This window comes from Coleofasciculus sp. E1-EBD-02, assembly GCF_040218245.1.
Lineage (GTDB): Bacteria > Cyanobacteriota > Cyanobacteriia > Cyanobacteriales > Coleofasciculaceae > Coleofasciculus.
Genome location: NZ_JAVJQN010000059.1, coordinates 26,997 through 40,577 on the forward strand (window position 1 = coordinate 26,997; position 13,581 = coordinate 40,577).

The 13,581-nt window shown below is 46.2% G+C and carries 9 protein-coding genes; 4 read left to right on the forward strand and 5 right to left on the reverse strand.

What is annotated here, in order from left to right; translation table 11 throughout:
* Nucleotides 1-210: 210 nt before the first annotated feature.
* On the forward strand, nucleotides 211-876 hold the full coding sequence (locus RIC07_RS10125) for a class I SAM-dependent methyltransferase (RefSeq protein WP_446394407.1): 666 nt from the start codon (nucleotides 211-213) through the stop codon (nucleotides 874-876).
* Nucleotides 877-1,239: 363 nt separating this feature from the next.
* On the forward strand, nucleotides 1,240-2,541 hold the full coding sequence (locus RIC07_RS10130) for an NAD(P)/FAD-dependent oxidoreductase (protein WP_446394408.1): 1,302 nt from the start codon (nucleotides 1,240-1,242) through the stop codon (nucleotides 2,539-2,541).
* Nucleotides 2,542-3,297: 756 nt separating this feature from the next.
* Here RIC07_RS10130 and RIC07_RS10135 read toward each other — a convergent pair.
* From RIC07_RS10135 to RIC07_RS10150, 4 genes are all read right to left on the reverse strand, one after another.
* Nucleotides 3,298-7,557 carry a CHAT domain-containing protein gene (locus tag RIC07_RS10135; RefSeq protein WP_446394409.1) on the reverse strand — a complete coding sequence of 1,420 codons (4,260 nt, stop codon included), beginning with the start codon at nucleotides 7,555-7,557 and terminating at the stop codon, nucleotides 3,298-3,300.
* Between the two features lie 329 nt (nucleotides 7,558-7,886).
* Entirely contained in the window at nucleotides 7,887-8,843 is a 957-nt protein-coding gene (locus tag RIC07_RS10140; RefSeq protein ID WP_446394410.1) for a succinylglutamate desuccinylase/aspartoacylase family protein, read from the reverse strand.
* 270 nt (nucleotides 8,844-9,113) lie between these two features.
* Entirely contained in the window at nucleotides 9,114-10,019 is a 906-nt protein-coding gene (gene rimK / locus RIC07_RS10145; protein WP_446394411.1) for a 30S ribosomal protein S6--L-glutamate ligase, read from the reverse strand.
* 7 nt (nucleotides 10,020-10,026) lie between these two features.
* A complete protein-coding gene (locus RIC07_RS10150; protein WP_446394412.1) occupies nucleotides 10,027-10,491 on the reverse strand; it encodes an ATP-dependent zinc protease family protein in 465 nt (154 codons plus the stop codon).
* Nucleotides 10,492-10,875: 384 nt separating this feature from the next.
* On the opposite strand from RIC07_RS10150, the gene dapB reads away from it, so the two are divergent.
* On the forward strand, nucleotides 10,876-11,703 hold the full coding sequence (gene dapB / locus RIC07_RS10155; RefSeq protein WP_446376268.1) for a 4-hydroxy-tetrahydrodipicolinate reductase: 828 nt from the start codon (nucleotides 10,876-10,878) through the stop codon (nucleotides 11,701-11,703).
* 93 nt (nucleotides 11,704-11,796) lie between these two features.
* Nucleotides 11,797-12,495 carry a phosphate ABC transporter permease gene (locus RIC07_RS10160; protein WP_446394413.1) on the forward strand — a complete coding sequence of 233 codons (699 nt, stop codon included), beginning with the start codon at nucleotides 11,797-11,799 and terminating at the stop codon, nucleotides 12,493-12,495.
* Nucleotides 12,496-12,709: 214 nt separating this feature from the next.
* Here the strand turns inward: RIC07_RS10160 and RIC07_RS10165 are convergent, their stop codons facing one another.
* Entirely contained in the window at nucleotides 12,710-13,339 is a 630-nt protein-coding gene (locus RIC07_RS10165; protein ID WP_446377989.1) for a precorrin-8X methylmutase, read from the reverse strand.
* Nucleotides 13,340-13,581 lie beyond the last annotated feature (242 nt).

Genomic DNA, 13,581 nt, shown 5'->3' on the forward strand with positions numbered 1-13,581 from the left:
CTAGGGTGTAGGGGCGGGTTTGACTACTATTGTGTCTTATCTCACCCCAATGTAACTAAACCCGCCCTGACTTGACCCTTAGGTAGATTGGCACGTATTGGAAAATGTGCTAAAAGTCAACATAACAGAGTTAGATCGGATAGATATCAATATCTGCATCTTGCGATCGCGGCTACCCCAGCCTCCCTGCTTCCCTGTTTCCTATTGCCTATGTCTAACAAAACCCTAGGTTTAGATACTCCACTGTATAAATACCTATTATCGGTGTCCTTGCGAGAACCCGATATCCTGCAAAAATTACGGCAAGAAACCGCCACTCATCCAGATAGCGCCATGCAAATCGCCCCGGAACAAGGGCAGTTTATGGCATTGTTGGTTCAGCTAATAGGTGCTAAGAAAACTTTAGAAATTGGCGTATTTACAGGTTATAGTGCCTTAGCTGTCGCCTTAGCCTTACCTGAGGATGGCAAGATTGTCGCCTGTGATGTGAGTGAAAATTATACCGCCATTGCCCGCCGTTATTGGGACGCCGCCGGAGTCTCGGATAAAATAGATTTGCGATTAGCGCCTGCTTTGGAGACATTAGACGAATTATTGGCAGCAGGGCAAGCGGGAACGTTTGATTTTGCGTTTATCGATGCCGACAAAGTAAATTATCTGGCATACTATGAGCGATCGCTGCAATTAATTCGTCCGGGAGGTTTAATTGCTATTGATAATGTCCTGTGGGGGGGACGAGTGGCTGATCCTCAGATTCAAGATAAAAATACCGCCGCGATTCGGGCATTTAATCAAGCCATTAGTCAAGATGAACAGGTTATTTTAAGTTTAGTTCCTATTGCCGATGGATTAACCTTGGCATTGAAGCGGCGTTAGATTTGCCTGATATTTTGCACCTTTGTCAGTAAATCCTGACATCCGCCAAGCCAAGAACTCAAGTTCTTGGCTAAAAGCTTAAACCCGTTAAAACGGGTTGAATATCTTATCCGGTGGGCTTAGGCTTGCTTTAGCGGAAATAGCACGCTCCTGAAGCATTTTTGGCTCGCCAAAACATTGGATATCCTGTAGGGTGGGCATCGCCCACCAGCCTTAGTTTAATACCATTCTACTGGAGCGTTGGTTCTTGGGTTTTAACCCAAGGCAGTTGATGAGATTGGTGCAAGATGTGCGTTACAGGAGATACAACCAAGGACAAATGATGACATATAATTTTGTCAATTGAGTTAGGAAAGACAACTAATGGTTAATGCCGCAATTGATAATCAATCCCCTAAACATGTAGTAATTATAGGCGGTGGGTTTGGTGGACTTTATGCCGCCCAATCGCTGGCAAGGGCATCGATTCAGGTAACGTTAATTGATAAACGTAATTTTCATTTATTTCAGCCTCTATTGTACCAAGTGGCTACAGGTGGTTTATCTCCTGGCGATATTTCTTCTCCTTTACGCGCCGTACTGAAGCGTCAGAAAAATACTCAGGTATTGATGGGAGAGGTGATGGATATCAATCCTCAAGATGGCTTGATTAAACTTAAGGATGGTAACACAATTAAATATGATACTTTAATTGTAGCGACAGGTGTAAGTCATCACTATTTCGGCAACGATCAATGGGCAGAGAAAGCACCTGGATTGAAAACTATTGAAGATGCGTTAGAAATGCGGCGACGCATTTTATCGGCATTTGAAACCGCAGAGAAAGAAGCTGATCCTGATCAACGTCGGGCGTGGTTAACCTTTGTGATTGCCGGCGGTGGACCTACAGGAGTAGAATTGGCAGGGGCATTAGCAGAACTGGCTCATAGTACATTAAACCAGGATTTCCGCCACATTGACACAACAGAAACTAAGATTATTTTATTAGAAGGAATGGAGCGAGTATTGCCTCCTTATCCGCCCCAATTATCCGCCGAAGCGCAAGCGGAACTTGAGCATTTGGGGGTTCAGGTACAGACAAAGACACTGGTTACCAATATAGACGAGGATCAGGTGACGATTAAAAGCGGCGATCGCACTGAACAGATTACCGCAAAAACCATCCTCTGGGCTGCTGGGATGAAAGCCTCCCCCATCGGAGAGGTACTGGCTAAGGCTACAGGGGTAGAGTGCGATCGCGCTGGACGAGTAATAGTTAATCCTGATCTCACTGTACCAGGACATGCCAATATTTTTGTCATCGGTGACTTAGCCAATTTTCCCCACCAATACGACGACGGCAAACCTTTACCCGGTGTCGCCCCCGTTGCCATGCAAGAGGGGCAATATGTAGCCAATTTAATCCAAAAACGTCTCAAAGGAGAAACATTACCCCCGTTTCATTACACCGACTACGGCAGTTTAGCCGTGATTGGACGCAATGCGGCGGTTGTTAATTTAGGATTTGTCAAATTCTCCGGCTTTTTGGCATGGTTAACCTGGATTTTTGTGCATATCTTTTTCCTAATTGAATTTGATAATAAAATCATCGTTATGGTGCAATGGGCATGGAGTTATTTCACCCGTAATCGTGGCACTCGGTTGATTACTAATCCAGAGGAGTAATCGTCATTCGTCTTATGTAAGTAGGTGGACACAATTAAAGTTAGCGGTGGAGATTAGGGAACAGGGAACAGGGAACAGGGAACAGTAAGGGTTTTGAGGCTTGTTTACATAACTTAATCTAGTTAAGTTTATTTTCACCAACCTACTTATAGCACTACGCATTAAGGTTAGGACATATCAAGAAAAATTTAAATCGCTTTGACCCTGAGCGAAGTCGAAGGGTCAATCCCTTGTCAGGTAAGCGTTTTTCTTCACTATTGCCTATTGCCTATTGCCTAGCGCGTAGCGCTATATAAAACCATGTCCGACTAATTACCGTCACATTTGACATACCCCATCAATTCTCTCGATATCAATTGAATGGTAGGGGCGACCCGCTGCAAAAATGAACACAATTGACCTATAAAATTTATCGGGTCGCCCTGCATCAGGTATCAGAAAAACCAAGAAAAATCGACATGAACCATTGCCTAAAATTAAACCGTCACTTTTCTCTATGTAACCCTAAATTGCGTATAATTAATTATCGTAAACTACCACATTTGGCAGGGCGAGTCGAGAGCAGTTAATCCTAACACCACCCCATTTAAGCAGCGACTCGCCCCTACAGGTGATCACCGACGATCGCTTGAGACAAGCGAAGGGTCAAAACTCAGAGGTTGAATTGGGGTCTTTCGTAGTTAGTGTGCTAAATTGTTAGTTTGATTTGCCTTAATATTAGACAGCAATAGAGCTTAGCGACGGTTCAACACTCTCTCACCACGGACTTCCAACTAAAGTAAACGCACTCCAATAATAAGGATGAGTGAGTTCCTTTTTGGACAAATTAGCTAATTCTGGTGGTAAAGCAATCCGGCGATTTGGCGTAATCAAATAACCCTCTTCCAATCGCACTTGTCCGCGAATCATGGCTAATTGTGCCTGTCGCAAAGCTTCCGCTTTCAGAGGCGATTGCTGTAATTGTTCATAAAAACCTGTCATTAATCCTAACGTGCCTTCATCGCTCACATACCATAAACTCCCCAGGGCAGATTTAACCCCAGCTTGTACCGCTAACCCAGTAAATCCTAACTCCGCTTCTTCATTTCCTAAAGCCGTCCGACAGGCACTTAATACCATCAGTTCCACGGTGGGGTCATGTAATCCCAATTCGCGGATATCACTCAGTTTGAGTTTACGATCCCAAAACTGAATATAAGAAGAACTGGGTTGACCCGATTTAAATTCACCATGGGTGGCTAAATGGATAATTCCAAAGGGTTGAGATGCCCTCGCTGTTTTCAAATTAGCGGCGGTAAAGGTTTCATTCAAGAACGATTTCCCCTGCCATAATTGAGTCGCGATCGCGGCTAATTCAGTGGGTACAGCAGGCAAGGGGTTTTGGTCAGTAAATTGGGACGCACCCATGGCTAAAACCTGTAAATCTCTCACATCTCGATAGCGGGTATCAGTGAGGGAAAGACTAGGCATGAAACCGATACTATATTGTTCAATTATAAATTTATTCCCATCATGCAAAACAGCCAGGGGTAGGGAACGCAATCCCTGATCCATAATGAAAGCTAGATTATTAATCTCTTGCGTCTTTAATTCTGTCTCTAAGGGTGCAATTAGCCATTGATAAAACTGTTGGGCATAACGTTGATAGGGACGAGGAATGCGAGTATCCGTAACGGCGCGACGCAATTTGTTAGCGGTATCCATTACTTTTTCGCGGGTTGCACCAGGTATCGAGCGGCGTATGAGTTCCCCATTCGCGGTGACGAGGATAATTTCGAGTTGATCACTATCTCGTAAGGGAGACTCCTTGGCTGAAGATTGACTGTCTTGGCTGCGAGTTTGGGGCGCTACTGTGGTGGGTACAAAAACGGCGTAGATAAGTGCAGGTTTAGCCCCTGTAGCTTGTTCGATACGATGTAAAGTTGCCCGGGCATCTGCCAGAGTCAAAATGGTAGTATCTTGGAGTCCTAAATAGGTTTCATAGTCACGGGTTAACGATTCCTCCCATTTGGCAACCTGGGTGTCAATTTCGATTTCCGGCGGTTCGTCTTTGTCGGGAGGTAAAGTGGGTTCAGTCAAAGGTTTGAGTAAGTTAACAGGATTGATAGCAGCGTTAGTTTCTGAAGTGGGGGACTCCGGAATCAAAATTGGTGGCGTTACCAGAATCGGAAACTCTGTATCCGGAGTCGGGGGCGTTACCGGAATGGGCGGGGAATCAACGCTGATAATTTGAATATTACCCACCTGATGAGTAAATAGAAAAGATTGAGTTTGGGAAATCGTGAAATCGCCACTGGTAATCGTTCCCCTTGTGCCATTGGTTGTGCCATCACCCACGATAAAGGGAATATCACCATTTCCACCATGTCTGATCGTAATAGAATCTCCACCCAATCCCCCAGCCGTAGAGATGCTGGCGCTAATCCCATCTCGGTCAATAAATGTTCCCGTAGCGCGGAAAAATTGACCGGCGGTGATATCAACTTGACCGCCTTGACCATTATTTCCGCCTTGGGCGTTAATCAATGTCACTTGGATATCGCCAATGGGGTCTAACGTCACATTACCACCATCGCTAATCGTACCGCTACTATTAATTTTTCCGGTTGTAATTGCTGTCGCCGCATCAATTAAAATATCACCGCCACTGAATCCAGAACTGTTGAGATCATTAGTGGTAATTTCTCCATCACGACTGGTTAACGTAATGTTTGCCCCTTGACCATTTCCACCGGAACTGGCATCAATATTTCCCGTGGTAATATCTTGAACAGCGCTTAAACTAATCGTTCCCCCATTGCTGGTTTGAGCATGACTATCGAGGATGCCGCTACGAGTATCAATTGACCCGTTACTGGTTAAAGTAATTGCCCGACCTGGATTAATAATTGTACCTGTCGTAATCCGTTGATTCGCTTGCAGTGTAATCGTGGCATCTTGAGTGCCAGTCAGGGTAAAACCTGTGGTATCAATTGCCCCTGAACCAAAAGGCGATCGCAAAATTACCGGAACCTTAAAGGTGATGTCATCTGCCAACGTAATTTTACCCTGATTATCTTCCCCACCAATCACAACTTGCTCAAATCCATCTTGGAATAGATTCAGTTTCTCGGTATCCAGATTCCAGGTATTACTATTACTATTCGTTGTCTCTCCAATCGTCATATCGACAGTTGGGTCAAAAGGAGATAACGCCACCGTTCCTGTCCCTTGGACTTGTGGCGTTTTCGGGAAATTCGGATCATCAATCACCTGAATTTGATCTGCAATCAAAGTCGTCGTACTCTCTCCCGTTCCTCTAGCTTGAATAAAACCATCTTGCACATTAATTCCGGCTGCACCATTGGCACCGATTCCCTCCAGGGTCATAGTTCCCCCACCTGTTTTCTCTACACCACCCCCTCTTAAATCAATGCCATAGTTATTGTCTCCTGTTCCCTTACCCACACCAATTAGAGTAATCGCGCCATCCCTGGCGGTAATTCGAGAGGGATTAGTCTGGTTAGGATCTATTTCCTGAATCCTAATCCCGTGATTTTCCGTTATTCCCGCGCCAGCAATTCCCTCAATCGTAATATTTCCAGTTCCTGTCGCCTCAACAGTAGAACCCCGAAATAGTTCAACCCCATGATTAAATTGATCGGGTTCAGTTCCCCCCTCACCAATAAACTGAATATCCCCATCTCTGGTACTAACCAAACCCCCTTGGTCAAGTTTGATTCCTTGACTCCCATGTAACGTCCCTTCTCCTCCATTCCCTCCAGTCCCCTCAACAATAATTGTTCCTGTTCCTGTTGACTGGACACTTCCCCCCTGATTACCAATAGAAACCCCATAATGTAAACCATTATCCCCAGAACCTCCGGTACCGATGAGATGAATGGTGCCATCTTGGGAAGACACCGTAGCGTTATTAATCGAGATTCCCCGATTTCCTCGATTATTATCTTCGCTGAAAATTCCCCCGCTTCCTCCTATACCGTTGAGAGTAATTGTTCCTTGTCCAATTGCTTCGACACGGCTACCCTGACTAATTTGAATACCGGGAATACCTGAAGTAGTATTCTCTTCGGTTCCGCCCCTACCGATAATCGAAATATGACCTGTACCTGACTCAACTTTTCCTGACGCGATCGCAACCCCAACCTGATTCGGTATAATTCCCCCAGAATCCGTCTGTATCTCTCCTGATGCCGTTACCTCTACCCCAGTTTCTACCGTATTCCCCGAACCCGTTAACAAAGTCGCTAAATCCAGAGGATTTGTCGGTAACGCTAATCCCCCATTACTCCTCGGTAACTCTACCTCGAAACTTAACACCTGTCCCGGTTGAGAGACTTTCACCAAACGAGAATTCGGCACAGCCGTGATAATAATCGTTCCCCCGGATGACGTCAGCGTTCCTGTATTCATGACTTGTCCACCCAGTAGCGCTAAATCCCGTCCGGGTTCAACTACCAATTCCCCCGCATTAATAATGATTCCTCCTTGGGATAAGTCAAAGGCAAATTGACTGGGATCTCCGACCAAGTTCTGATAATTATTGTCGCCCAATGCATTAAACCAGTTATTGCCAAATCCAATTCCTGTCGCCGTCGTTGCGGTAAAATCAGCCGGGACATTGAGTTGAGCATTCGCCCCAAAAACAATTCCCGCCGGATTCATTAAATATAAATTGGCTGTTCCCCCGGTCACCTGAATTAACCCATCAATAATGGAAGGATTTTCGCCAATCACTCGTCCCAGAATGTTTCTCAAATCCGGAGTTGCCAAAAAATTAGCAACTTGATCTGAATCAATGCCAAATTCTTGGAAACTGTGGAATAAATTCGTTCCATCATTCGACAAACTGCCACCTTGAATATCAAAGTTGTCGCCATTTTGAGTGACAGTTGTACCCGTACCGTCATCGGCTTCGATAATGGATTGAGCCAAAACTGGAGCCGCTGTTACCAGTCTTACCGTTCCAGCTAAGAGAGTCAACAGGCAGATTTTGCACCACTGAGTAGATTTCATCAGGTTAATTGTTCCTGGCACAGACCAACTGAATTTTATCCCAGTGTGCGGCTTTATTTTTCCTCTAGCAACAAAAATCTAAAAAACGCTAACTTGTGTAATCTTTCGGTTGGTGGAAATAAACTCAACCCGATTCAAGGCTGTAAATATTTCTCAAACTCTTACATAAGACAGATGACACAAGACCTAAGATGAATGTCACTGACTTAAGGCTGGTGGGCAATGCCCACCCTACTAAAAAACGCTAAAACCGTTTATTATAATGTAACGGTTTTAAATGAGTTGTGTAATATTTTATTGCCTATTGCCTATTGCCTAATCCCTGTTCCCTAATCACTCAAAACCGCTAAATGCAAAATCCCATCCCCCTGATTCACCAACGGATTCTGCGTGTGACCAATCACTAAGCCATCAAAGGGTGCATACGCTTTAATGCTATTCTCACCAAAGGCATCGGAAATAATGCATAAAACTTGCTTTTTGTCAACTCTCTGACCCAATTTAACAGTGAGGCGCAAAATCCCACTCCGGGGCGCTCGTACCCACTTACTTTGCTTAACTTCTAGTGATGGGTGCAAAGACTCAGGGAACGCCAACTCAATCATATTTAATCCCACCATCATTCGTAGAATACCTTCGACACCAATTGCGATCGCATCCGGGTCAAATCGCAACGCCTCACCCCCCTCATACAAGAGGATTGGGATACCTCGCTTCGTCGCAGCTTGGCGCAACGATCCATCACGCACCATTGAATGCATCAGCAGGGGTGCAGCAAACGCTTTAGCACAGTAATAGGTTTCTGAGTCATCTAAATTCGCCCGTATTTGTGGTAAATTTGTGCGATGTTGAGCCGCCGTGTGCAAATCAATCCCATGGGTACAGCGACTCACTATTTCTGTCATAAACAAATCTGCCAACCGAGAGGCTAAAGAACCACGAGAGGAACCGGGAAACGAACGATTTAAATCTCTGCGATCGGGCAAATAACGGGATTGTTCAATAAAGCCAAAAACATTAACAATTGGCACCGCAATCAGGACACCATGAAGCTGAAACGGATTAATCCGTTCCAAGACTTGGCGAATAATGTCCACCCCATTAATTTCATCACCATGAATCGCCGCACTCATCCACAGTCGTGGACCCGCCTCCACACCATTAATCACAGTAATCGGTAACGAGAGTAGCGTTTGCGTTGGCAGACGGGCAACCGGAATTTCTGTGCGCTTCCGTTCTCCGGGTGCAATACGAATTCCACCAATTGTTATAGATTCATGATTCACAGTTGAGTTTTGAATTTTGATCCTTCACTGCATTTGAGGTAACCGAGTTCGTAGGGGCGGGTTTAGGGACTTACGTTTCGCTATTGATGATAACGTTTGCACAAAACCCGCCCTTTCCAAATGTAGGCGCAGGTTTCACGATTATCATTTCTTCCCTCACCCAGATGAAACTAAACCCGCCCCGACTTGACCCTTCGCGTCGCTATTTAACAAAGGACAAAGGACAAAGGACAAATGACCAATGACAAATGACCAATGACAAATGACCCATTAATACTGAATGCGATCGCGCGTTTTTCCGGATGCTGCATTTTTCTGCAAAAACTCAATAATTTTTCCCGCCACATCCACACCTGTAGCATTTTCAATCCCTTCTAAACCAGGAGAAGAGTTAACTTCCATCACCACCGGACCATGATTAGATCGCAACAAATCCACACCCGCCACCCTCAATCCCATCGCTTTCGCCGCCCGTACCGCCGTACTACGTTCTTCTGGAGTTAACTTAATTTGTTCAGCATTACCACCTCGATGCAGATTAGACCGAAATTCCCCCGGTGCGCCTTGTCGCTTCATCGACGCCACCACTTTGTTATCAATCACAAAGCAGCGAATATCCATACCCGCCGCTTCTTTAATAAACTCCTGCACTAAGATATTGGCATCTAAACCGCGAAACGCTTCAATCACCGACTTCGCCGCTTGATGGGTTTCTGCGAGAACCACACCAATCCCTTGAGTCCCTTCCAGCAATTTAATCACCAGTGGCGCACCACCCACAATTTCAATTAACCCATCAATATCTTGAGTGGAATTAGCAAACCCCGTCACCGGAAGTCCCACACCTTCACGAGAAAGAATCTGAAGACAGCGTAACTTATCGCGGGAACGAGAAATGGCTTGGGATTCATTCGCCGCGAACACCCCCATCACTTCAAATTGGCGCACCACAGCCGTTCCATAGAACGTTTTAGACGCACCGATGCGAGGAATAATCGCATCCAACTCTTCCAAAACTTTCCCCTGATACACCACTTTGGGCTTATGAGACGTAATATTCATATAACAACGCAGGTAATTAATCACCCGCATATCATGACCCCGCGCTTCCCCCGCTTCCTTGAGGCGTCGCGTGGAATATAGCGAAGCATCTTGGGACAAGATAGCTATTTTCATAAAAGGACTATAGAATCATTTGCTTAATTGTGCGCTTCCTGGTTGAACTTTGGACAAAAGACCGACCCGCATCGACTAAAAAGCGTTTACGGACGGCTTGACGCCCTAACAGCATCCGGAATCCCATAACATCTCGGTTCGTCAGGGTAAGTTCAATCAACCAGCGCTCCCCGTTTAGTTCTACCATAGTTTGGATAACAGGTCGTAACTGGGCGTGACCCCCAGAATTGCGAACCTGTCGCTGGTCAATCAGTTCAGCTTCAGCGGAGACTGTGCGATGGGTATCTCGTTGATAGGGATGGACTTTAAACCGAACCATAGTTTTGTCATCCCGTGAGAAGGGTTCGACATCAAAGGCGTGTAAGGCGGAGGAACGCGCCCCGGTGTCAATTTTAGCTTTAATCTGGGCAATTCCTAGATCCGGCAAGGCGACTCGTTCCCGCCAGCCGATAATGGATAAGGACTTGGACATAAATTTTGTTTACGCTTGTTAAAAATTTGGACACTCCTGTGCCTAAAGGTGAGAGGCTCAAGGAGATCAATTGGGCGGTTGAAACCGCAGCTACACAAACGAAACCCGCCTTCGCGGGTTCTCATATCATGTCTTAACGATTGCCCATAATTGCAATGCTGCAATAACAGGGGTTTCAGGCGTTTTTATTAGGGGTGTTTGACCGGACATGATATCAAACCCGTAATTTTTCATGAGTCCGCGTAGGCGGACTTTGTTTGTTTAGCCGCGATTTTAATCGCCACAGCTCAAGCGTAAGTCTTAGAGACATTGCAGGCAACGTCTCTACAACCCTGCAAAAGAAGCTAAAATTCCCTTGACGAGTCTCAAGGATAGAGCAAAACCATGACAAATGCATCTCCCATCCCCGTGGTTGTCAACGGTGCGGCGGGTAAAATGGGTCGTGAAGTGATTAAGGCGGTCAGTCAAGCCGAAGATATGACCTTGATTGGTGCCGTTGATCATAACCCGAACTATATGGGTCAAGATGTTGGCGAAGTCGCAGGTTGTGGTGCATTGGAAATTCCGATTCTGAATGACCTGCAAGCCACGCTAGTCATGGCGACTCAGGAACAAGTGCAAGGGGTGATGGTGGATTTTACCCACCCTGACAGCGTTTATGAGAATGTTCGTACCGCTATTGCCTATGGGGTTCGTCCAGTTGTCGGTACCACGGGACTCACGAGTGATCAAATCAAAGACTTGGGCGAATTTGCCGAAAAAGCCAGCACAGGTGCTTTAATTATTCCCAATTTTTCCATTGGCATGGTCTTATTGCAACAAGCCGCCATCCAAGCTTCCCAATACTTTGACCACGTTGAAATTATCGAACTCCATCACAATCAAAAAGCTGACGCCCCAAGCGGTACAGCGATTCAAACCGCTCAACAATTAGCTGGATTGGGCAAAACCTATAATCCCGCTAAGGTAGAAGAAACCGAAAAACTGGCGGGGGCTAGGGGAAGTGTCGCCAATGACAACATTCGCATTCACAGTGTCCGCTTACCCGGTTTAATCGCTCACCAAGAAGTCATCTTTGGTGCTACCGGTCAAATCTACACCCTACGTCATGATACTAGCGATCGCTCTTGTTATATGCCAGGTGTCTTGCTTGCCATTCGCAAAGTGACTCAGCTCAAATCTCTCTTCTACGGATTAGATAAAATATTGTAATAAATGACGAATTCCCCGTTCCCTATTCCCTATTCCCTGTTCCCTGTTCCCTGTTCCCTGTTCCCTGCCACAAATGACCAATGACTAAAACCCATGCTAGTACCACTTACCCGCCAGAGCTTTGAGCAACTCATTCCGGTAATTGCCACAAGTTCCCAGTATGCTTACTACTGGGGAAAATTCCCCGACTTTTTGAAGCGATTACTGATTTCGGTTGTTGCTGTTGTCGTCGTCTTGCTCTTAAAATTCTTTTTGGGTGATGGGTTTGATCCCTTGCTCTTTCTCTTAGGTATTATCGCCGGGTTGTATTGGTTTTGGAGTCCGGTCTACTGGGCAAGTCGGCGTAATATTGAGATACGCCGCTATAAATATAGTGGCTTCTGGCAAGGTCGAGTCTTGGATGTCTTCGTCACTGAAGAATTAATTGGTACTGAAGAAAATGTCAACAATCGGGGCGAGTTGGTGATTGTGGAAAATCGGGAGCGACGCCTGAATGTAGAAGTCGGTGACGAGAGCGGATTTACCACACTGCTACAAGTCCCTCTGCGCCGCACTCACAAAGGTATTGTTCCCGGTCAAATTGCCCAGATGGTGGTGATGTCGAATCAGCCGGATTTATCCCGTATTGCCACCAATAGTGATATTTATATTCCTCGCTTGAATATCTGGGTAAGTGACTATCCTTACGTACAGCGCACTGTGTTTAATCAGGTTAGTCGCCAGCTAACTCAAGCGGAGGAGGATGATTATCCAGCTAACCGTGTGGTCAAAACTCGGCGTCGTCGGCGTTGAGGAGATGGGGAAGCAGGGGAAGCGGGGGAAGCAGGGGAAGCAGGGGAAGCGGGGGAAGCGGGGGAAGCAGGGGAAGCAGGGGAAGCAGGGGAAGCAGGGGAAGCGGGGGAGGTTTGAGCTGTTCCATGATTTCTGCCAAGCTGTATTAGTCAGGGCGGGTTTTGTACAAACGTTATCATTAAACCCGCCCCTACAACCCATACCCTCGAAAGATTCAACTTACACTGGTACTATCCTGCCCATACGCCTGCCATGCTAAGTCTACCAGTCCATTAACAATAGCCGCCGCGACAACCGATGAACCTTTGCGCCCTTCGATGCGAATATGAGGCACTAAGGAATCTTCCAGTCGAGATTTGGCAACATCTACTTCAACAAATCCTGAAGGTGTGCCAATGACTAAGGCGGGGCGGATTTCTTCAGCTTCAATCAGTTCCACCAAAGCTGTTAGCGCCGTTTGCGCTTGCCCCACCACAAAAATTCCCTCTGGGTAACGTTTGGCTAGGGTTTGAATTCCCCAAGCCGCCTTCGTCTTTTCTTTTTGCGGGCGCGTGATAGCTTCCATGCTGCAATAGACGGGATTGGCAAAGGTTTCCTGGATGTGAGGTGTAATTCCCACCTGTACCATCGGCACATCTACCACAATCGTCGTCCGAGCCGCTAACGCCGCCGCGCCTGCTTGTAACGCACGTTCGGAAAACCGAATCAGCTTTTGATACTCAAAGTCGGCTGTTGCATAAATCACCCGGCGCACAATTTCGTATTCGGCGGGTGAAAAGGTATGAGCGCCAATTTCGCGATCGATAATTGCCAAACTTTGAGCATCTGTTCCGTGCCATTCCATGGTGTCTCTCAATGCCAACCCGATTTTTGAGCCGTGAAAACTTTAGGACTGACCCTAGGTCAGCTTCCTAGATAGCTTATCAGACTATTCTTACATTCAGTAGACTGAAACGGCTTGCGATCGCGCATTTTGCCTCTGAGGGATAATGTAGGGTGTAATACAAATTAGTCAGACCTGTAGGGGCGACCCGCTTGCATTAATTAACACTACCAATCCACTCAATGGGATCGGGTCGCCCTTTC

Excerpts from the sequence above, each read along its gene's own strand:
- RIC07_RS10125 (WP_446394407.1), top strand. The coding sequence starts at position 211 with ATGTCTAACAAAACCCTAGGTTTAGATACTCCACTGTATAAATACCTA.
- RIC07_RS10130 (WP_446394408.1), top strand. The coding sequence starts at position 1,240 with ATGGTTAATGCCGCAATTGATAATCAATCCCCTAAACATGTAGTAATT.
- RIC07_RS10135 (WP_446394409.1), bottom strand. The coding sequence starts at position 7,557 with ATGAAATCTACTCAGTGGTGCAAAATCTGCCTGTTGACTCTCTTAGCT.
- rimK (WP_446394411.1), bottom strand. The coding sequence starts at position 10,019 with ATGAAAATAGCTATCTTGTCCCAAGATGCTTCGCTATATTCCACGCGA.
- RIC07_RS10150 (WP_446394412.1), bottom strand. The coding sequence starts at position 10,491 with ATGTCCAAGTCCTTATCCATTATCGGCTGGCGGGAACGAGTCGCCTTG.
- dapB (WP_446376268.1), top strand. The coding sequence starts at position 10,876 with ATGACAAATGCATCTCCCATCCCCGTGGTTGTCAACGGTGCGGCGGGT.
- RIC07_RS10160 (WP_446394413.1), top strand. The coding sequence starts at position 11,797 with ATGCTAGTACCACTTACCCGCCAGAGCTTTGAGCAACTCATTCCGGTA.
- RIC07_RS10165 (WP_446377989.1), bottom strand. The coding sequence starts at position 13,339 with ATGGAATGGCACGGAACAGATGCTCAAAGTTTGGCAATTATCGATCGC.